Annotated in this window: 17 protein-coding genes; 11 read left to right on the top strand and 6 right to left on the bottom strand. The window is 62.9% G+C overall.

Annotated features, from left to right (window positions below; translation table 11 throughout):
• Positions 1–7 precede the first annotated feature (7 nt).
• The 6 genes from EAY64_RS03740 to EAY64_RS03715 all read left to right on the top strand — a co-directional run bounded on the left by EAY64_RS03740 (position 8) and on the right by EAY64_RS03715 (position 7,644).
• Positions 8–988 (top strand): SPFH domain-containing protein, encoded by a 981-nt coding sequence (locus EAY64_RS03740; protein WP_199734380.1) that lies wholly within the window; start codon positions 8–10, stop codon positions 986–988.
• On the top strand, positions 988–2,028 hold the full coding sequence (locus tag EAY64_RS03735; RefSeq protein WP_103523450.1) for an SPFH domain-containing protein: 1,041 nt from the start codon (positions 988–990) through the stop codon (positions 2,026–2,028). The genes EAY64_RS03740 and EAY64_RS03735 overlap by 1 nt, the downstream gene beginning before the upstream one ends.
• Positions 2,025–3,950, top strand: coding sequence for a heavy metal translocating P-type ATPase (locus EAY64_RS03730; protein WP_103523449.1), 1,926 nt, complete (start codon positions 2,025–2,027; stop codon positions 3,948–3,950). The genes EAY64_RS03735 and EAY64_RS03730 overlap by 4 nt, the downstream gene beginning before the upstream one ends.
• A gap of 92 nt (positions 3,951–4,042) precedes the next feature.
• Positions 4,043–4,672, top strand: coding sequence for a MarC family protein (locus tag EAY64_RS03725; RefSeq protein WP_103523482.1), 630 nt, complete (start codon positions 4,043–4,045; stop codon positions 4,670–4,672).
• Between the two features lie 224 nt (positions 4,673–4,896).
• Positions 4,897–6,237 (top strand): cytochrome c oxidase accessory protein CcoG, encoded by a 1,341-nt coding sequence (ccoG, locus tag EAY64_RS03720; RefSeq protein ID WP_103523448.1) that lies wholly within the window; start codon positions 4,897–4,899, stop codon positions 6,235–6,237.
• 27 nt (positions 6,238–6,264) lie between these two features.
• A complete protein-coding gene (locus EAY64_RS03715) occupies positions 6,265–7,644 on the top strand; it encodes an aminotransferase-like domain-containing protein (RefSeq protein ID WP_103523447.1) in 1,380 nt (459 codons plus the stop codon).
• A gap of 5 nt (positions 7,645–7,649) precedes the next feature.
• Here EAY64_RS03715 and recR read toward each other — a convergent pair whose 3' ends face one another.
• From recR to hrcA, 6 genes are all read right to left on the bottom strand, one after another.
• On the bottom strand, positions 7,650–8,279 hold the full coding sequence (recR, locus tag EAY64_RS03710; protein WP_103523446.1) for a recombination mediator RecR: 630 nt from the start codon (positions 8,277–8,279) through the stop codon (positions 7,650–7,652).
• Between the two features lie 41 nt (positions 8,280–8,320).
• Positions 8,321–8,722, bottom strand: a complete 402-nt coding sequence (locus EAY64_RS03705) for a GFA family protein (protein ID WP_103523445.1) — start codon at positions 8,720–8,722, stop codon at positions 8,321–8,323.
• Between the two features lie 84 nt (positions 8,723–8,806).
• Positions 8,807–9,145: a YbaB/EbfC family nucleoid-associated protein gene (locus EAY64_RS03700; RefSeq protein ID WP_103523444.1), complete on the bottom strand. Its 339-nt coding sequence runs from the start codon at positions 9,143–9,145 to the stop codon at positions 8,807–8,809.
• A gap of 1 nt (position 9,146) precedes the next feature.
• Complete coding sequence (gene dnaX / locus EAY64_RS03695) at positions 9,147–11,123, bottom strand: DNA polymerase III subunit gamma/tau (RefSeq protein ID WP_103523443.1); 1,977 nt, start codon at positions 11,121–11,123, stop codon at positions 9,147–9,149.
• A gap of 75 nt (positions 11,124–11,198) precedes the next feature.
• Entirely contained in the window at positions 11,199–12,248 is a 1,050-nt protein-coding gene (mltB, locus tag EAY64_RS03690; protein WP_103523442.1) for a lytic murein transglycosylase B, read from the bottom strand.
• Positions 12,249–12,280: 32 nt separating this feature from the next.
• Positions 12,281–13,294, bottom strand: coding sequence for a heat-inducible transcriptional repressor HrcA (gene hrcA / locus EAY64_RS03685; protein WP_324255871.1), 1,014 nt, complete (start codon positions 13,292–13,294; stop codon positions 12,281–12,283).
• A 163-nt stretch (positions 13,295–13,457) separates the two neighbouring features.
• On the opposite strand from hrcA, the gene recA reads away from it, so the two are divergent.
• From recA to EAY64_RS03660, 5 genes are all read left to right on the top strand, one after another.
• Positions 13,458–14,504, top strand: a complete 1,047-nt coding sequence (gene recA, locus EAY64_RS03680; protein ID WP_103523440.1) for a recombinase RecA — start codon at positions 13,458–13,460, stop codon at positions 14,502–14,504.
• Entirely contained in the window at positions 14,501–14,983 is a 483-nt protein-coding gene (gene recX, locus EAY64_RS03675; RefSeq protein ID WP_226034158.1) for a recombination regulator RecX, read from the top strand. The genes recA and recX overlap by 4 nt, the downstream gene beginning before the upstream one ends.
• 112 nt (positions 14,984–15,095) lie before the next feature.
• Complete coding sequence (gene alaS / locus EAY64_RS03670; protein WP_103523480.1) at positions 15,096–17,729, top strand: alanine--tRNA ligase; 2,634 nt, start codon at positions 15,096–15,098, stop codon at positions 17,727–17,729.
• 195 nt (positions 17,730–17,924) lie between these two features.
• A complete protein-coding gene (locus tag EAY64_RS03665; RefSeq protein WP_103523439.1) occupies positions 17,925–18,662 on the top strand; it encodes a substrate-binding periplasmic protein in 738 nt (245 codons plus the stop codon).
• A 335-nt stretch (positions 18,663–18,997) separates the two neighbouring features.
• Positions 18,998–19,765, top strand: coding sequence for an oxygen-binding di-iron domain-containing protein (locus EAY64_RS03660; protein ID WP_103523438.1), 768 nt, complete (start codon positions 18,998–19,000; stop codon positions 19,763–19,765).
• Positions 19,766–19,772 lie beyond the last annotated feature (7 nt).

Genomic DNA, 19,772 nt, shown 5'->3' with positions numbered 1-19,772 from the left:
GTCCGTGTTGGACCATTCCGCTCACCATCACCACACAAGCACGCCACCCCTGCCACGCCGCAGCCTGCTATGGCGACAGCTGGCTGCCGTGGCCGTGCTGTTGCTGGCTGCCCTGGCCTGCTGCCTGCTGCAAGTTCACTCTGGCGAAGCCGTGGTCATTACCCGTTTTGGCGACCCGGTACGCGTACTGCTGCAACCGGGCCTGGCATGGCGACTGCCGCCACCGCTGGAAAGCGCCATCCCGGTTGACCTGCGCCTGCGCACCACGTCCAGCGGCCTGCAAGATGTCGGCACCCGCGATGGTTTGCGCGTCATCATGCAAAGCTATGTGGCCTGGCAAGTACCAGCCGATGCCACCCACATCACCCGCTTCTTGCGGGCAGTACAAAACCAGCCGGAAGAAGCCTCGCGCCAGATTGCCACCTTTGCCGGCTCGGCCATGGAAACCGGCAGCAGCAGTTTTGCCCTGTCCAGCCTGGTGAATACCGATGCCAGCCAGCTGCGCATCAGCCAGCTCGAACAGCGGCTGCGCCAGCAACTGGCCCCGCAGCTGCTGACCAGTTATGGCGTGCGGGTGGTGGATGTCGGACTGGAGCGGCTGACGCTGCCTGCCGTCACGCTGGATGCCACCGTGGCACGCATGCGTGCCGAGCGCGACACCATCGCAGCGGAACGCACGGCCAGCGGCAATGAAGAAGCCGCTGCCATCCGCGCCAATGCAGCACGCGATGCCCGCATCCGCCAGGCCGATGCCAGTGTGGCGGCAGCGCAGATCGAAGCCGGTTCACGGGTGGAAGCAGCCCGCATCTACGCCGAGGCCTACCAGCGCGCACCGGAGCTATACAAGACACTGCGCTCACTGGATACCCTCAACGGTGTGGTCAACAACTCGACCCAGCTGGTATTGCGCACCGATGCAGCCCCCTTCCGCGCCCTGGTGGATGGCCCGCCAGGGCTGACGGCACCCAAGAGTACAAAGAGCCGCTGATGCCGAGCACCGAACACACCGCCAGCCCGCTGGAACAATCGCTGCGCCTGAGCTACCGCCTGCTGCTGGGCGTGACGCTGCTGGCCGGCCTGGCCTGGCTGTTTGGCCATGTGCGACCGATACCGGCCGACAGCCAGGCCGTCGTCCTGCGCTTTGGCGCGGTCGAGCGGGTTCAGCATGCCGGGCTGTTGCTGGCCTGGCCCAGCCCGATCGAGGAAGTCCTGCTGCTGCCCGCTGGCGAACGGTTGCAGCAGCGCCAGATCACCGGGCTGGCCCGCAACGCGCATGCGCTGGCACTGGATGGTGCCGGCACCGCCCTGCGCCAGATGGGCGACGAGCTGGCGGGTTCGGGTTATCTGCTCAGCGGCGATCTGGGCGTGGTACAGCTGAATGCCACCGTCTACTACCAGATTGACGATGCCATGGCCTATGCCGTGCAGGGCGAGCAGGCACTGCCGGCGCTGGACCGGCTGGTCAGTGCCGCCGCCCTGCAACTGAGTGCCGGACGTGATCTGGACAGCATCCTGGTCAGCCGTGGCAGTACTGCCTCTGGCCAACTGGCCATACAACGCGAACGACTGCGCGCCGAACTGGTGGCGGCCGCCAACCAGCGCCTGCAAGCACTACGCCAACGAGGCGTGGCGCTGGGTATCCGCATCGTGCGCATCGACCTGCTATCGAGCCTGCCACACCAGGCCCAGGCCGCCTTTGATGCGGTGCTGACCGCCGACCAGACTGTGGAACGGCAGCTGGCACTGGCGCGCACTGCCGCTGCCCAGCAGCAGCAGCAGGCCAGTGCCGCCGTCAGCACCCTGCTCAACAACGCCCACGCCCGCGCCAATGAACGACTGGCACTGGCCCGCAGCGAAACCACAGAAATCAGCGCACTGGCCAGCCACATGCAACAGCCAGACGGGCCAGAGCTGCTGCGCCAGCTCTACCGCAACCGGATACAGGGCGTGCTGGCCAAGGCTGGCCAGCTCAGCACCATCGCGCCGGACAGCAGTAGCCGGCTGATCCTGCCCGGAGTACGACCATGAGCTTGTGCTGCACCCCCGGTGGCAAGGGCCTGCTCAGCCCGGCCGAACAACAAGGACTGGGCCGGCAACTACTGCTGGCCATGAGCGCCGTCGGCCTGTTGCTGCTGGCGGCGTACTGGCAGTTTGCCGTGGACAATGGCAGCGCGCTGGCGCAATGGCTGACTGCGGCCGCCGCCCTGCTGATGGCCGGGCCGGCCTTGCGTGCGGCCTGGCGCAGCCTGCAGCATCCCGATCTGCATGGCCTGACCGACCTGCTGGTGGCGCTGGCCATCATCGGCGCCTGGGCCAGTGGCGACCTGCTCAGCGCCGCCCTGCTACCCATCCTGATGGTGCTGGGCCATGTACTGGAAGAACGCAGCCTGCTGGGTTCGCAAGAGGCCATCCAGGCACTGTCCACGCTCACCCGCAGCCGCAGCCGCCGCCTGCTGGCCGATGGCCGCCACGAGGACGTCGACAACAGCCAGCTGCGTAGCGGCGACTGTGTGGAAGTCCGCCCCGGCGACCGCATCCCGGCCGACGGCATGGTGCGCCAGGGCCACTCCAGCCTGGACACCTCGGCCATCACCGGCGAATCCCTGCCGCAAGATGTGACCAGCGGCAGTCAGGTGTATGCCGGGGCAGTCAATCTGCAAGGGCTGCTGCAGGTGGAAATCAGCCAGGTGGGGGAGCAGTCGGCCCTGGGCCGCATCACGGCCTTGATGCGCGAGGCCGAAATGGCCAAGCCGCCAATCACCCGGCTGGTGGAAGGCCATGCCGGCGCTTATCTCGGCCTGGTGCTGGCGCTGGCAGCGCTCAGCTGGTTTATCAGCCGTGATACCCAGGCCATGCTGGCGGTGCTGGTGGCCGCCTGCCCCTGTGCGCTGGTGCTGGCCACACCGGCTGCAGCCGTCGCCGGCGTGGCAGTGGCGGCGCGCCATGGCATCCTGATTCGTGGCACGGCTTTTCTGGAAGAACTGGCCGATGTCTCCGCGCTGGTCATCGACAAAACCGGCACCCTCACCAGCGGTCAGCTCAGCCTGCAGCGGGTGGAAGTGCTCGACGCCGGCCCGGGGCCGGACATCCAGCTGCTGGCAGCCAGCCTGGGAGCCAGCAGCAGCCACCCGGTCAGCCGGGCGCTGGCCACGCTGGCCGGCACACAGCCGCTGCTGCCACTGACTGCCGTGCAGGAGATGGCCGGCATGGGCTTGCAGGCCGGCACCGCCTGGGGGCAGGCCGTACTGGGCCGGCCGGCGCTGCTGCAGCAGATGGGCATCAGCCATCTGCCACCGGCGCGTGGCGCGGCTTCGCTGGTCGGGCTGGCACTCGATGGCCGCTTGCTGGCCTGGTTTCATCTGGCGGACACCCCGCGCCCGGAAGCGGCAGAAGCCATGCAGCAGCTACGGCAGCTGGGCCTGCAACGCCAGCTCTTGCTGACCGGCGATCACGCCGCAGCAGCCGAGCCGCTGGCGCAGGCGCTGGGTATAGAACGCGTAGTCGCCCAGGTATTGCCAGCCGGCAAGCTGGCCGCGGTACAGGCGGAAATCAACGCCGGCTACCGCCCGCTGGTGGTGGGCGATGGCATCAATGACTCGCTGGCGCTCAAGGCCGGTGCCGTCGGCATTGCCATGGGCGCGCAGGCGGCCGATATCGCGGTGGCTGCGGCCGACGTGGTGCTGATCAGCAAGGATCTGCGCCGGCTGGCCACCGCCATCCGCCTGAGCCGGCAGTGTCGCCGCACCCTGTCGCTCAATGTGGCACTCGGCCTGGGCTGGACCGCCCTGCTCACCCTGCTGGCGGCGCTGGGCCTGCTTGGTTCGGCCGGGGTCTTGCTGGCGGCACTGCTGCATAACCTGAGCAGCCTGCTGGTGATGGCCAATGCCGGACGGCTGCTGCGCTTTCAGGACCGACTGCCCGCGCTGGCGGCCCCAGCCGGCAAGACATGAACACCGGGCACCCGGCCACTGGCGCAAGCCTGCAGCTTTGCGTCCCGGGCGTGAATGCCAACCCTCTCCCGCTGACTTACCATAAGGCCACCATGGAACTCGAAATCGCCAAAATCTTCATTGCCCTGCTGGTGCTGGTTAATCCGCTGGGGGCCATTCCCATCTTCATCAGCCTGACGCCCAACGCCAACCAGCTGGAGCGCAAGCGCATTGCCAAAACCACCACGCTGGCGGTGGCAGTGGTGCTCTGCCTGTTTGCCGTGGTGGGCGAAACCCTGCTGCATTTTCTGGGCATCAGCATTGGTTCTTTCCAGGTGGGGGGCGGCTTGCTGGTGATGCTGATTGCCATCGCCCTGATGAACGCGCAGCCGGCACCCACCAAGACCACCAAGGAAGAACAGTCGGAAGCCGAAGCGAAGACCAATATCGCGGTCGTGCCCCTGGCCATTCCGCTGCTCACCGGCCCAGGCACCATTTCCACCGTCATCATTTATGCCTCCACGGCCCACTCCTGGGTGCAGGTGGTGTATCTGCTGATCAGCAGCCTGCTGGTGGCCGTCACCTGCTATGGCGCGCTGGTACTGGCCTCGCCCATCAGCCGCCTGCTGGGTCAGACCGGCATCAATATCGTTAACCGGGTGATGGGCATGCTGCTGGCTGCGGTATCGGTGGAGATCATTGTTGACGGGCTGTACCGGCTGTTTCCGCAGCTGTCACGCTAAAGTGCCCGCCAGATTGGCCGCATCTGGCGCACTTGATCTGGCGCAAACCATCTGTATCGAATCTGTCATTACCCGGCCATGAGCAGACTTTGGCATAACAGATCAACTCATTGATATATAAAGAACATCTGGCATCTGTACACACAAACAGACAGACAACTGTGCATTGTCTGTCATGGTGACAGCGCCTACAAAGTGCGGGTTATCTTTCCGGACCCCGCACCATGACCCAGCCCGTTCCCATCAAGATTTATCCGCGCCTGACCAGTGGCCGCTTCAACACTATCCGCGTGGCACTGGTTGTCCTGACCCAACTGGTTTTCCTCGGCCTGCCCTGGCTGCGCTGGAATGAGCGCCAGGCGGTGCTGTTTGATCTGGATCGCCACCAGTTTTTCATCTTCGGTGCCAGCTTCTGGCCGCAGGATTTCGTGTATCTGGCAGCCTTGCTGGTGCTGTGCGCGCTGGGCTTGTTCTGGTGGACTACGCTAGCCGGGCGATTGTGGTGTGGTTATTCCTGTCCGCAAACGGTCTACACCCAGATCATGCTGTGGCTGGAGCGGCTGGTCTTGGGCGACCACAAAGCAAGGCGCAAGCTGGACGCTGCCCCCAACAGCGCCGGCAAACTCACGAAAAAAGGGCTGGCCCACGGCCTGATGCTGCTGTTTTCACTGTGGACCGGCTTTTCGCTGGTGGCCTACTTCACCCCGGCCAACCAGCTGGCAGGCAGCCTGTGGCAGGGAACGCTGGGGCCGTGGGAAAGCTTCTGGATCTTGTTCTACGCCGCGTTTACCTATCTGCTGGCCGGGCAACTACGGGAAAAAGTGTGCACACACATGTGCCCGTATGCCCGCTTCCAGGGTGCGATGTTCGACCGCGACACGCTGATCATCTCCTACGACAGCCAGCGCGGCGAACCACGCGGCAAGCAGGCAGACAAGTCCGCCGGCGGCTGCATCGACTGCGGCATCTGCGTGCAGGTTTGCCCCACTGGCATCGACATTCGCAATGGCCTGCAATACGAATGCATTGGCTGCGCCGCCTGCATCGATGCCTGCGATCAGGTGATGGACCAGCTGCATGCCCCGCGTGGGCTGATCCGCTACACCAGCGCTGCGGCACTTGAAGGCCAGACTGACATCAAGCCGGCCTGGCGGCGTCCACGCGTGCTGTTTTACAGCGGTCTGCTGCTGGGCATCAGCGTGCTGTCCGTGGTGAGCTTTCTCAACCGCATTCCGTTCAAGGCCGACATCCTGCGCGACCGCGCCACCCTGGTGCGGGAAACCGACGATGGCTGGCTGGAAAACAGTTACAGTGTGCGGCTGATCAACAGCAGCGAGCTGCCGCAACGCTTCGTCATCAGCGTGGAAGGCCTGCCGGGCATCCGCCTGGCGACTGCCAACCGGCCGGTGGCTCTGGCAGCTACCGCCACCGAAACCATAGGCTTGCGAGTGCAGGTAGAGCCGCAGTACGCTGCCAGGGGCGCGCATGACATCCGTTTTGTCATCCGCTCGCTCGACCAGCCCGGCCATGTGCTGCAGGAAAAAAGCAGCTTTATCGGCGACTGAGCCCCACACCATGCGAGTCCTTCATTCATGAGCAAAACCCTGCAGCTGGCACAATTGTTCCGCCATGCCATCGAACAGGGCCAGCTGCGCGCCGGCGACCGCCTGCCCTCGCTGCGCCGGCTGTGCCAGGATCATGGCGTCAGCCTCACCACCGCCCAGCGCGCCTATGCCGAACTGGAGAGACAGGGCTTGCTGCAAGCCCTGCCCCGCTCCGGTTTTCGCGTCTGTACACCGGCGGCCGCCTTGCGCCCGGCCGAACCGGCCAGCGACGGTGTGCTGCGCATGGAGCACCTGACCACCGCCCTGCCCATGCCCTGGGGCTGCCCCTTCATCAACCCGGCACTGATCAACACCACCCAGATGAACCGTGCCCTCAGCCGCGCGCTGCAAGACTACCGCGCCGCGCTGTCCAGCACGCCGATAGAAGGCTTCGAGGGCTTGCGCCGTGAACTGGGCCTGCATTATCTGAGCCAGGGCATCACCCTGGCCGGTGATGAGTTGCTGATTACCTGCGGCGGCATGGAAGCACTGACGCTGGCCATGCGCGCAGCGGTCAGCGCCTCTGGCAGCCACAGCATGGTGGTGGTGACACCGGCTTTTCCGGCGGCGCTGGAGCAGCTACGCCACCTGGGTATCAGCATGCTGCCACTGGCTTTGTCCGAGCAGGGCTGCCTGGATCTGGAGGCGCTGGACAAGCTGCTGCAACAGCAACGCCCGGCCGGCATCGTGCTGATGGCCAATTTCCAGCACCCCACCGGGCTGCTGCTGCCGGAAACACAAAAACGTGCACTGGTGGCACTGGCCGAGCGCCATCGCGTGTGCATCATCGAGGACGACACCTACCGCGAACTGTACTTCGGCACACAGGGCGTAGCGCCGTTAAAGGCTTACGACCGCAGCGGCACGGTGCTGCACTGTTCGTCCTTCAGCAAATCGCTGGCACCGGGCTACCGGGTGGGCTGGATCGCCGCCGGGCGGCTGAGCAATACCGTGCGCGGGCTGAAACTGTGCAGCTCGCTCGGCACGCCGCTACCCAGCCAGATGGCACTGGCGCGGCTGCTGGCCTCCGGCCAGCACGGCGACATGCTGACACGGCTGCGCGCCAGCCTGCGCAGCCGGCGCGATGCCATGCAGGAGCAGATAAAGGAGAGTTTTCCAGCCGGCAGCCGGCTATTGCAGCCGGAGGGTGGTTACTTTCAGTGGGTGATCCTGCCCGAGGGGCTGGATTGCGCAGCGCTACTGCCCATGGCTATCGAGCAAGGCATTCACTACGCGCCATCAACGCTGTTCTACCCGCAGCACGGGCCAAGCAATGCGCTGCGGCTGAACTTCAGCTTTTTCGATCCACTGCATCAGCGCGAGGGCGTGGCGCTGCTGGGGGCTCTGCTGCGCCAGGCACAGGAATAAACCGCTCAGCCCGGCTGGGCAGACGGATCAGCCGGCGGAGTCAGCGATTTGCGTTCGTATACCGCCTGCGCCAGCGTGCTCAGGTCGACATATTCCAGCTCGCCACCCACCGGCATGCCACGGGCAATGCGTGACACCTTGGGGCCACGCTCTTTCAGCAGTTCGGCAATCATATGGGCGGTGACCTCACCCTCGGCGGTAAAGTTGGTGGCAATCACCACCTCCTCCACTACCTCATCCAGCGCCCGCACCATCAGCTTGTCCAGATTGACATCCTTGGGGCCGATATTGTCCAGCGGCGAGATACGGCCCATCAGCACGAAATACAGGCCCTGATAGCATTTGGCCTGCTCCAGCGTCATCAGATCAGCCGGCATTTCCACCACGCACAGCTGATCCGGCCGGCGTTCCGGATCGGCACAGATACTGCACAGCGGGGTTTCACTAAAGGTATTGCAGCGTTCGCAATGGGTCAGCTTGGTCAAGGCCCTATCCAGCGCCCGTGCCAGCTTGTCGGCGCCTGCCTTGTCCCGTTGCAGCAAATGGAAGGCCATGCGCTGGGCGGTTTTGGGGCCGACACCGGGTAATACCTTGAGGGCGGCAATCAACTGGTCGAGCGCGGGTGGGTTTTTCATCGGCAAACAGGCAGGAAAGGATAAGGAAAGGTAAGCCGGCTTCAGTCCGGCCCGCCCTGTGGATAACGCGGCAAGGCATCGTCAAGGTGAAACCAGGGAATGGCGCTGTCGGTCCATTCGTGGCAATCAGGCGGCAGCGACGCCGGCTGCTCCAGCGTGGCGACGGTTATTTCCAGCCGCTGGCTGCCATCGGTGCATTCATAAAACAGGGTGCTGCCACAGACCGGGCAGAAATGCCGCAGGCCAAGTGGCGAGGAGCGATAGGCCGTGGTCGCACCTTGCCAGCGGACTGCCTGGCGGAGAAACAACGCCCCCAGATAAACCGGTGCACCGGCTGCCAGCTGGCAGGTCTTGCAATAGCAGTAAGACACGCCAAGAGGCCGGCCCTGGCACTGGTACCGTACCGCGCCACACAGGCAATGGCCATGCAATACCTGTTCCATCACGGCTCCCTGGCTGCAGCAGGGCCGTCAGGCCCCGCCATGGGTCACGACCGGGCCGCAATGCGGCTGGTCGTGCGGGCTGGATTAGAAGGGCAGTTTCATACCAGCCGGCAGATTCAGGCCATTGGTGAAACCGGACATCTTTTCCTGGGAAGTGGCTTCTACCTTGCGTACCGCGTCGTTGACGGCGGCGGCGATCAGGTCTTCCAGCATTTCCTTGTCTTCCTTGGCATCGTCCAGCAGGCTGTCGTCGATGGACACGCGCTTTACATCGTGGCCGCAGGTCATGACGATTTTCACCAGGCCGGCACCGGATTGGCCTTCCACTTCCACCGTGGCCAGCTCTTCCTGGGCCTTCTTCATGTTTTCCTGCATTTGCTGGGCTTGCTTCATCAGACCAGCGATACCGTTTTTACCGAACATTTCACAACTCCTGAACAGGTTGAATCGTTTCAGCGATCAGCGTAGCGCCCATATCGCGCACCAGTTGCTGAATCACCGGATCGTTTTCCAGGCAAATCCGGGCCTGGGCCAATTGTTCCTGGCGGTGGCGAGCGCCCTGCATGGCCGGTGTTTCCAGCCCCAGTTCCTCTATGGTCACCACCAGTTCCACCGTATGGCCAAATTGCTCGGCCAGTGCGGTCTTGAGTTTTTCCTGATAATCACGGGTGGCCATGTGACGGAAGCTATCCGGCACGGCCAGTTCCAGCCGCGACTGGCTCCAGCCCTTGAGCACGGCATTGTGCGCCAGCATACGCGAGGCCCCCAGACGGGTGCCCAGCTGCGTGACCAGCCCGCCCCAGTCACCATCAAACTGATAAGGCGCTGCATCCACCGCCGTGGACTCTTCGGCCATGGCGTAGGCCGGCATGGCTTCTTCTGCCTCGGTCTCATCCCACGGAGCGGTATTGTCGAGCTCGGTCTCATCCTCGTCGTCGCGCTCGTCGTCATCTGCGGCGACAGACGGGGCAGCCTGTGCAATGACTGCCGGAGCTGGCGCAGTCACCACTGGCTCGGCTGGCGCAACAGCTACAGCAGATACAGCAGATACAGCAGGCGTGACAGGCTGCGCTGGCGCAGGAGCGGCTAGCGGCGCGGGTGCAGCAGGTTCGGGTTCGGCGTCAGCCGCCGTGCCAGGCTCTTGCGCAGCTGGTCGGCTGGCTGGCTTGCGATTCCCCAGGCCAGCCAACAAGGCGCGGGCGGCAGCCGAACCATCCACCCCGGCATCGGGCTGTGCCGGCATCGCCACTGGCGCTGGCCGAGTGGCTGCCGCAGCAGTATTACTGCGCGGCGCGGCTACGCTGTCGGGCTGGGCATGGGCCGGATGAAAGGCCAGCATGCGCAGCAAGGTCATGTTGAAGCCAGCATGCTCATCGGGTGCCAGCGCCAGATCCTTGCGGCCATGAATGGCGATCTGGTAGTACAACTGCACATCTTGCGGTGCGATCAGGCTGGCCAGTGCAAACAGCGCTTCGCGCTCCGGCTCGTCATCGGCAATGGCCGCAGGCACGGTCTGCGCCATGGCCAGTTGCTGCAGCAGCACGGCCATTTCGGCCAATACGCTGTCAAAACCGATACCGCGCTGTGCCAGCTGTTCCGCCTCGGCCATCAGGCGCGGGCCATCTGCGGCCGCCAGCGCGTCCAGCAGCACGAACAGATAGCGGCGATCCACCGCACCCAGCATGGCACGCACGCCCTCTTCCCGGACCTCGCCCATGCCATAGGCAATGGCCTGGTCCAGCAGCGACAGCGCATCGCGCATCGAGCCGGCAGCGGCACGGCCGAGCAAGGCCAATGCCGCCGGTTCGAAGCTTTGCTGCTCCACTTCCAGCACATGCGCCAGATGGCCTGCCACCTGCTGTGGCGTCATGTTGCGCAGGGAAAACTGCAGGCAGCGCGACAATACCGTGACCGGAACTTTTTGCGGATCGGTGGTGGCCAGGATGAACTTGACGTGGGCCGGCGGCTCTTCCAGCGTCTTCAGCATGGCGTTGAAGGCACTCTTGGACAGCATGTGCACTTCGTCGATGATGTAGACCTTGAAACGGCCGGAGGTGGGCGCGTACTGGGCGTTTTCCAGCACCTCGCGGATATTGTCGATGCCGGTATTGGAGGCGGCGTCGATTTCCAGCAGGTCGACAAAGCGGCCGGCGTCGATCTGGCGACAGGCCGAACACTCGCCGCAAGGCTCGGCGGTGGTGCCGGTTTCGCAGTTGAGGCTCTTGGCCAGAATGCGTGCGATGGTGGTCTTGCCCACCCCGCGCGTGCCGGTCAGCAGATAGGCGTGGTGCAGCCGCTCTTCATTCAGGGCATTGGAGAGGGCGCGCACCACGTGCTCCTGACCGACCAGATCGGCAAAGCGTTTGGGGCGCCACTTGCGGGCAAGGACTTGATAGCTCATGGGGGCGGATTTTAATGGCAATTGGCCGGCAAGGCGACTCCTTTTGGCTGGAGCCGCCTGCCGGCTGGCCCGGCCTTACGGGGCCGGGGTCGGCTCTGCTGCCGTGGCAGCCGGCTGGGCCGCTTGCAGCGCCTGGGCATTGAGATAACGCAGGCGCAATTCGGCGGCCAGTTCCTGTGCCACCTTGGCATACAGGGTGCTCTTGTTATAGCGGGTGATGACGTAGAAGTTGTTCAGCCCCAGCCAGTATTCGGTGACACCCGGCGCAGTTTCCAGCGGCACCAGCACCGCCTGCACATTGTCCGCCACCTGGGCCTGCGGCAACACGCCCCGCGCCTTGAGTTCGCCCACGGTCAGGTGCAGATTGAATTTGTCGGCCACCAGCCCGCTGACATCCACCCCCGGCTGCACTGCCGCCGGAATGATGATGTCGTCGCCATGGCGCCAGCCTTGCAGCTGGAAGTAATGCGCCACGCTGCCGATGGCATCGTCGACGTTGTTCCAGATGTCGCGATGGCCGCTGCCGTCAAAATCCACCGCCCATTTGCGGAAGCTGGACGGCATGAATTGCGGCAGGCCCATCGCCCCGGCGTAAGAGCCTTTCAGCGACAGCGGGTCGATACCTTCTTCCTTGGCCAGCTTGAGGAATTCGGTCAGCTCGCCGCGAAAATACTCGGCGCGGCGCGGGTAGTTGAAGGCAATGGTGGACAGGGCATCGGCCAGGCGGAAGCTGCCGGTATTGCGGCCATAATTGGTTTCGATGCCCAGAATGGCCACCACCATTTCCGGCGGTACGCCATATACCTGCTCGGCGCGCTGCAAGGCGGCGGCATGCTGCTGCCAGAAGGCCACGCCGCTCTTCAGCAGGCGTTCGTTATAAAAGCTGGAACGGAACTGGTACCACGGCCGCGAAGTGGACGGCTTGTCGAGAATGGCGATGATATTGGGCTTGATTTCCACATTGGCAAACACCGCTTCCAGCTCCGGGCGATTGAACACGCCGCTGGCTACCTGCTCGTCGATATAGCGCTGTACATCGGGACGGGCCAGAAAAGCCGCATCGGCTTGCGCCAGAGAAGACATCACACCGCCGGCAAGGGCGGCGGCCATCAACAATCGTTTCATCAGGGGTTTCCGTTAGGTGCCGTCGTGGCGGCTTAATAGGAGAGCGCACTGGAGACCAGTCTGGCGGTGATGTCCACGATGGGAATCACCCGCTCATAGGCCATGCGGGTGGGGCCGACCACACCCAGTGTACCGACCACCAGGCCATTGATGCGATAAGGCGCAGTCACCACCGAACACTCGTCCAGCGTCATCACACCAGACTCTTCGCCGATGAAAATGTTCACACCCTGGGCTTCCTGGCCCTGGTTCAGCAGCTTCAGCAGTTCGGTCTTGCGCTCGAAAGTGGCAAACAGCTCGCGCAGGCGCGACAGGTCTTCCGACAGGTCGCGCACATTCAGCAGATTCATGCCGCCGGCAATCACCACCGCATCACTGGGGCTCCCCAGCGAGTTCTGACCAAAGCGTACGGCAGCGGCCATCAGCTCGGTGATATTGCCCTGCAGTTCGCGCAGTTCGCTGGCCACCAGGCTGGCAATCGCGCCAAGGCCCTGGCCGGCGTAATGCTGGCTGATGAAATTGCCGGCTTCGATCAGCTCGCTGGGGCTGTAGTCGCGCTCGGTGGACAGCAGGTGGTTCTGTACATCGCCATCCAGCGTCACCAGAATCATCAGGATGCGCCGCTCGGACAGCCGCAGGAATTCGATCTGGCGGAAGGCCACGTCGGAACGCTGCGGCGTCACCACCACCCCGGCAAAGTGGGTAAGGTCGGACAGCAAGGTAGACGCCGCCTGGGCAATGCGCTGCGGACTGTCCGGCTGCAGGCTGCTTTGCAGCTCGCGCATGGCCAGTTCTTCCAGCGGCTGGATGGTGAGCAGGTGATCGACAAACAGGCGATAGCCCTTGGCCGTGGGAATGCGTCCGGCCGAAGTGTGCGGCGAGGCAATCAGCCCCATGCCTTCCAGATCGGCCAGGATGTTGCGGATGGACGCGGACGACAGCTCCATGCCGGACAGCATGGACAGGGTTTTCGATCCCACCGGCTGACCATCGGCAATATAGCGTTCGATCAGCGTTTTCAGCAGACGTTGTGCGCGCTCGTTCATCATGCTCTCATTTTACCTGACCAGGCGATTCCGGCCAGCCTCTCCATCAATACCATGTTGCGCGTGTTGGCGTCATTTCAAGCTGCCATTCGCATTTGTCGGCTCTTGGCTTTGTGCGATAATCCCCCATCTATTGGTCCCACCACACGCAATTGGAGACAGCATGGCGTCAGAAGACAAGAGCCGCGCATTGGCGGCTGCCCTTGCCCAGATCGAAAAGCAGTTCGGCAAGGGGTCGATCATGCGGATGAGCGACAACCAGATCAATGAAAACCTGCAGGTGGTATCCACCGGCTCGCTGGGCCTGGACCTGGCGCTGGGTATCGGCGGTCTGCCGCGTGGCCGTGTCGTGGAAATCTACGGCCCGGAATCTTCCGGTAAAACCACGCTGTGTCTGCAGGCCGTGGCCGAAGCACAGAAGCTGGGCGGCACCTGCGCCTATATCGACGCAGAAAACGCACTGGACCCGATCTACGCCCAGAAGCTAGGTGTAAAAGTGGAAGACCTGCTGATTTCCCAGCCGGACACCGGCGAGCAGGCCCTGGAAATCTGCGACATGCTGGTCCGTTCCAGCGGCGTGGACGTGATCGTGATCGACTCGGTGGCTGCCCTGGTACCCAAGGCGGAAATCGAAGGCGAAATGGGCGACAGCCACGTTGGCCTGCAAGCCCGCCTGATGAGCCAGGCCCTGCGCAAGCTGACCGCCAACATCAAGCGCACCAACACCCTGGTGATCTTCATCAACCAGATCCGCATGAAGATCGGCGTGATGTTCGGCAACCCGGAAACCACCACCGGTGGTAACGCGCTGAAGTTCTACGCCTCGGTGCGTCTGGACATCCGCCGCGTTGGCGGCATCAAGAAGGGTGACGAAGTCATCGGCAACGAAACCCGCGTCAAGGTGGTGAAGAACAAGGTATCGCCCCCGTTCCGCCAGGCTGATTTCGACATCCTGTACGGCGAAGGCATCAGCCGCGAAGGCGAAATCATCGAGCTGGGCGTCAAGCATGGCTTTGTTGACAAGTCCGGCGCCTGGTATGCCTACAACGGCCAGAAAATCGGCCAGGGCAAGGACAATACCCGCGAATGGCTGAAATCCAACCCGGCCATTGCCCAGGAAATCGAAGCCAAGATCCGTGACGCCGTCGGCATCAAGGTAGAAATTACCGAGAACGACGAAGAGCTGGCCGACGACATGCTGGACGCGTGAAACGCACCGGCTTGTCGATGGAAAAAAGCCTGAAGGCGCGAGCCGTCGATCTCCTGTCCCGCCGGGAATACACCCGGCGGGAACTGGAGCGGCGGCTCGCGCCGTTTGCCGAAAGCACGGAACAACTCGCCACCCTGCTGGACGAGCTGGCCGAGCGCAACTGGCAGTCAGATAGCCGTTTTGCCCAGCAGTTTGCCGACATCAAGGGCCAGAAATACGGTAGCCGCCGCCTGCAGCAGGAAATGCGCCAGCGCGGCGTGGGCAAGGAAGACATTGCCCAGGTACTGGAAGATCGCGACGACCTGAGCCTGGCCCGCAGCCAGTGGGAAAGAAAATTCGGCAGCGTAGCCGACACCCCGCAGGAAAGAGCCCGCCAGATGCGTTTTCTGGCCGCGCGCGGCTTTGGCATGGACATCATCCGCCAGGTGATGGCAGGCAGCCCCATGGATGAAGATTTTCCGCCAAACAACGCAGACTGAGCGTGGCCGGAGCCGAAGCCCTTGCCAGCCTTGTTGCGGCTTGACACAATCCAGCATGCTCAGCATCAGCCCCCACGCCGATGCCAACGAATTCAATCTCGACGAAAACGACATGAAAACCTCAGAAATTCGCCAGAAATTCCTGGATTTCTTCGCCTCCAAAGGCCACCAGGTAGTAGCTTCCAGTTCGCTGGTACCGTGGGAAGACCCCACCCTGCTGTTTACCAATGCCGGCATGAACCAGTTCAAGGACGTGTTCCTCGGCTTTGACAAGCGCCCCTACAGCCGCGCCACCACCAGCCAGAAATGCGTACGCGCCGGCGGCAAGCACAACGACCTGGAAAACGTCGGCTATACCGCACGTCACCATACCTTCTTCGAAATGCTGGGCAACTTCAGCTTCGGCGACTACTTCAAGCGCGACGCCATCCACTTCGCCTGGGAATTCCTCACCGGCGAACAATGGCTGGCACTGCCGAAGGACAAGCTGATGGTGACGGTATACGCCACCGACGACGAAGCCTTCGACATCTGGAACAAGGAAATCGGCGTTCCGGCCGACAAGATCGTCCGCATCGGCGACAACAAGGGCGCGCCCTACGCCTCGGACAACTTCTGGCAGATGGGCGACACCGGCCCCTGCGGCCCGTGTACCGAAATCTTCTACGATCACGGCGCCCACATCTGGGGCGGCCCGCCGGGAAGCCCGGAAGAAGACGGTGACCGCTTCATCGAAATCTGGAACAACGTGTTCATGCAGTTCAACCGTGACGAGTCCGGCACCATGCACCCGCTGCCCAAGCCGTCGGTGGACACCGGCATGGGCCTGGAGCGTATCTCGGCCGTGCTGCAACACGTACACGCCAACTACGAGATCGACCTGTTCCAGAACCTGCTGAAAGCTGCTGCCCGCGAAACCGGCGTGGCCTTCAGCATGGATATCCCCTCGCTCAAGGTGATTGCCGACCACATCCGCGCCTGTTCCTTCCTGATTGCCGATGGCGTGATCCCGTCCAACGACGGCCGTGGCTATGTGCTGCGTCGCATTATCCGCCGCGCCATCCGCCACGGTTACAAACTGGGCCAGAAAGGGCTCTTCTTCCACAAGCTGGTAGCCGATCTGGCCGCGGAAATGGGCGATGCCTATCCGGAGCTGCGTCAGAAGCAGGCCGAAATCGAAGACAGCCTGCGCCAGGAAGAACTGCGCTTTGCCGAAACCCTGGACAAGGGCATGGCCCTGCTGGAAACCGCACTGGCGGCCAACAGCAAGGTGCTGGATGGCGAAACCGCCTTCAAGCTGTACGACACCTTCGGCTTCCCGCTGGACCTGACCGCCGACATCTGCCGCGAACGCGAAGTGGAAGTGGATCAGGACGGCTTCGACAAGGCGATGGAAGCCCAGCGTGAACGCGCCCGTGCCGCCTCGTCCTTCAAGATGGCCGGCAATGTCGATTACAGCGGCGCCGACACCGTATTCAACGGCTACGAATCCACCAGCGTGGATGCCAAGGTACTGGCACTGTACAAGGGCAATGAAGCCGTACAGCAACTGGAAGCCGGCGACGAAGGCATCGTGGTGCTGGACAACACCGCCTTCTACGCCGAAGGCGGTGGTCAGGTAGGCGATGTGGGTGAAATCTCCGCCCAGGGCGGCGTGGCTGCACTGTTCGACGTGGCCGACACCCAGAAAGTACAAGCCGCCGTATTCGGTCACAAAGGCCGTCTGGCCCGTGGCCACCTGAAGGTGGGCGACAGCGTGACCGCCACCATCGACCTGCACCAGCGCGCAGCCACCGCACGCAACCACTCGGCCACCCACTTGCTGCATGCCGCCCTGCGCCATGTCCTGGGTGAACACGTGGCGCAGAAGGGTTCGCTGGTGAACCCGGAGCGTGCCCGCTTCGACTTCGCCCACAACGAGCCGGTTTCCGCCGAGCAAATCGCCGAAGTGGAGCGCATCGTCAACCGCGTGGTCATCCACAATGTGGAAGTCAGCGTGGGCCACATGTCCTACGACGACGCCATCAAGGCCGGGGCGATTGCCCTGTTCGGCGAAAAGTATGGCGACACCGTACGCGTACTGAAGATGGGCGACTTCTCCACCGAACTGTGTGGTGGTACTCACGTCAAGCGCACCGGTGACATCGGCCTGTTCAAGATCATCGCCGAAACCGGCGTGGCTGCTGGCGTGCGCCGTATCGAAGCCGTTACCGGCGAAGGCGCCGTGGCCCTGGTACAGGCACAGGATGGCGAACTGAAAGCTGCTGCCGCCATCGCCCAGGCCCAGCCGGGTGAACTGCTGTCCAAGCTGGAAAAACTGCAGGCGGAACTGAAGGCCGCGCAGAAACAGGCACAGCAGCTGAAGGGCCAACTGGCGCTGGGTCAGCTCGACCAGCTGCTGGCCAGCCAGCAGCAAAGCATCAAGGGCGTGTCCTGCCTGATCAGCAAGATCGAGGATATCGATGCTGCCACCCTGCGCGACATGAGCGACAAGCTGATGGACAAGCTGGAAAGCGGCGTGGCCCTGCTGGCCTGCGTGGCCGATGGCAAGGTAAGCCTGATTGCCCGCGTCTCCAAGGATCTGACCGGCAAGGTCAAGGCCGGTGAGCTGGTGAATCAGGTGGCCCTGCAAGTAGGTGGCAAGGGTGGTGGTCGTCCGGACATGGCCCAGGCTGGCGGTACGCAGCCGGAGAACCTGGCTGCCGCGCTGGAAGGCCTGCCGGCCTGGCTGGACGGCAAGCTGTAAGCAGCCGACTGCCTGCAAGAATAAAGCCGCGGGGGCCTACCCTGCGGCTTTTGTCATTTGCAGCGTTTATACTTTGTTACACACCAAGCGCGGCGAACAAAATAGCGCACCCCCCTGGCGCAAGGCCTGCCGACAAAGACAGCACCAGGGGTTTTGTTAGCTGCTCGCAATGAGCGATCACCGGAGAGCCTGACCATGACCAACTGCCGCTCACCCCTTGCCCGGCTCTGCCACGCGTTGCTGCTGGCGCTGTGCTTCTGCCTGCCTGGCACGGCCATGGCTGACGGCAAGCTGCTGGTGGTGACCGAAAACTCGTCCTGGCTCAGCACCATCGATGCCCAGGGCAATGTCGCCGGGCGCAATACCCAGCTGGTCAAGGACATTCTGGCGCATGCCGGGCTGAAGGCTGATATCCAGGTCCTGCCCTGGGCCAGGGCCTACCGCATGGCCGCGACCCGTCCTAATACCCTGATTTACTCCATTGCCCGCACCAGCACCCGCGAAAAGCAGTTTGTCTGGCTGGGCCCCCTTGGCCACATGCAACGGATTTTCTATCGGCTGAGCAGCGAAACCACGGTGGCCCCGCAGTCGCTGGAGCAGGTGAAAAGCTGCTGCAAGGTCTGCGTCGGCAATCACGACGTGCAGGAAGAATTCCTGATCAAGGCCGGCTTCGTGCAAAACAGCCAGTTCCTCACCACCAATAGTCAGCAGGAGTGCCCGCGACTGTTGCTGAGCGGTGCCGCGCAGCTGTTGATTGCCGACCCCGAGCAGCTACGCAGCCAGCTGGCGCGCCTCAAGCTACCGGACGAGCAATTCCAGCCGGTACTGAGCATGCCGCAAGGCGAGGAACTATACCTGGCGGCCAATCCGCAGTCCGATCCGGCCATCGTCCGGGCCATCACCGAGGCCATGCGCCAGCTGAAAATCCGTTAGCCAGCTGCCGCCGCCCCGGTGGCCAGCTGCCTGCGCTCCTCATGCCAGCGGCAAAGCCACGCAGCGGGTCGCGGTGAGCCGCCTTGTCAGAAGCCCCTGATATTCAATGCACATTTGCTCTGCTGCGCAAAACTTATATTCCAAATGAATATTCAGCCTGCATTTCCGCCATCCTTGACTCATATCAAAACGATTTATATCGAAATGAAAATAATAAACACCTTCTCACAAGTATTGATGACAGCGGACAGCAGACTCTAGCCGGGTCGGGCCGCGTCAGCAGAATTGCCTGCAGGATTTCCCTGCTGCCGGCAATTTTCACGCAAGGAACAGCCATGGCTCTGGTGCTTTACGATGATGGCAATCACAAATGCGTCGCCTTTACCGAACTGGTACAGGGTGAAGGCATCCAGTCCAACCAGTTCGCCATCATCGACAAGGGTGACGGCATGTTGCTGGACCCCGGTGGCAACCTCACCTACAAGCACCTGATCGCCGAACTGGCCGATTACTTCCTGCCCTCGCACACCCGCTATATTTTCGCCTCGCACCAGGACCCGGACATCATTGCTTCGGCCAATGGCTGGCTGCTGATCACCGATGCGCAAATCATCATCGCCCAGGAATGGGTGCGCTTTTTGCCGCACTTCTGCATTCGCGGCGTGACCGAAGGCCGGCTGATTCCCATTCCGCCGCGCGGCATGAATGTCACGCTGGGCGAATCCACCCTCAAGGTCGTACCGGCCCACTATCTGCATACCGTCGGCTTCTTCCAGGTGTACGACCCCATCAGCAAGATCCTGTTTTCCGGCGACATCGGTGCTTCGCTGATGGATGGCCACGAAGCCGGCAAACCGGTCAGCGATTTCGACGCCCACCTGATCGACAGCCACATGCTGGGCTTTCACAAGCGCTACATGACCAATAACAAGGCCTGCCGACTGTGGGTGCAGATGGTGCGCCAGCTGGATGTGGAGTGGATCGTGCCGCAGCACGGTGGCTCGTTCAAGGGCAAGGACATGGTCAAGCGCTTCCTCGACTGGTTTGAAACCCTGGAGTGTGGCACCGATCTGATCACCGCCGCCGACTTCACCCTGGATTGAGCGGCGA

This window comes from Aquitalea palustris (assembly GCF_003693445.1).
Classification (GTDB): Bacteria; Pseudomonadota; Gammaproteobacteria; order Burkholderiales; family Chromobacteriaceae; genus Aquitalea; species Aquitalea palustris.
This window is presented reverse-complemented; position numbering and strand designations above follow the sequence as displayed.

Coding starts and splice junctions, on each gene's coding strand:
- EAY64_RS03715 (WP_103523447.1), top strand. CDS start 6,265: ATGAGCAAAACCCTGCAGCTGGCACAATTGTTCCGCCATGCCATCGAA.
- EAY64_RS03665 (WP_103523439.1), top strand. CDS start 17,925: ATGACCAACTGCCGCTCACCCCTTGCCCGGCTCTGCCACGCGTTGCTG.
- hrcA (WP_324255871.1), bottom strand. CDS start 13,294: ATGAACGAGCGCGCACAACGTCTGCTGAAAACGCTGATCGAACGCTAT.
- recA (WP_103523440.1), top strand. CDS start 13,458: ATGGCGTCAGAAGACAAGAGCCGCGCATTGGCGGCTGCCCTTGCCCAG.
- EAY64_RS03725 (WP_103523482.1), top strand. CDS start 4,043: ATGGAACTCGAAATCGCCAAAATCTTCATTGCCCTGCTGGTGCTGGTT.
- recR (WP_103523446.1), bottom strand. CDS start 8,279: ATGAAAAACCCACCCGCGCTCGACCAGTTGATTGCCGCCCTCAAGGTA.
- EAY64_RS03730 (WP_103523449.1), top strand. CDS start 2,025: ATGAGCTTGTGCTGCACCCCCGGTGGCAAGGGCCTGCTCAGCCCGGCC.
- EAY64_RS03735 (WP_103523450.1), top strand. CDS start 988: ATGCCGAGCACCGAACACACCGCCAGCCCGCTGGAACAATCGCTGCGC.
- ccoG (WP_103523448.1), top strand. CDS start 4,897: ATGACCCAGCCCGTTCCCATCAAGATTTATCCGCGCCTGACCAGTGGC.
- dnaX (WP_103523443.1), bottom strand. CDS start 11,123: ATGAGCTATCAAGTCCTTGCCCGCAAGTGGCGCCCCAAACGCTTTGCC.
- EAY64_RS03700 (WP_103523444.1), bottom strand. CDS start 9,145: ATGTTCGGTAAAAACGGTATCGCTGGTCTGATGAAGCAAGCCCAGCAA.
- mltB (WP_103523442.1), bottom strand. CDS start 12,248: ATGAAACGATTGTTGATGGCCGCCGCCCTTGCCGGCGGTGTGATGTCT.
- EAY64_RS03705 (WP_103523445.1), bottom strand. CDS start 8,722: ATGGAACAGGTATTGCATGGCCATTGCCTGTGTGGCGCGGTACGGTAC.
- EAY64_RS03660 (WP_103523438.1), top strand. CDS start 18,998: ATGGCTCTGGTGCTTTACGATGATGGCAATCACAAATGCGTCGCCTTT.
- alaS (WP_103523480.1), top strand. CDS start 15,096: ATGAAAACCTCAGAAATTCGCCAGAAATTCCTGGATTTCTTCGCCTCC.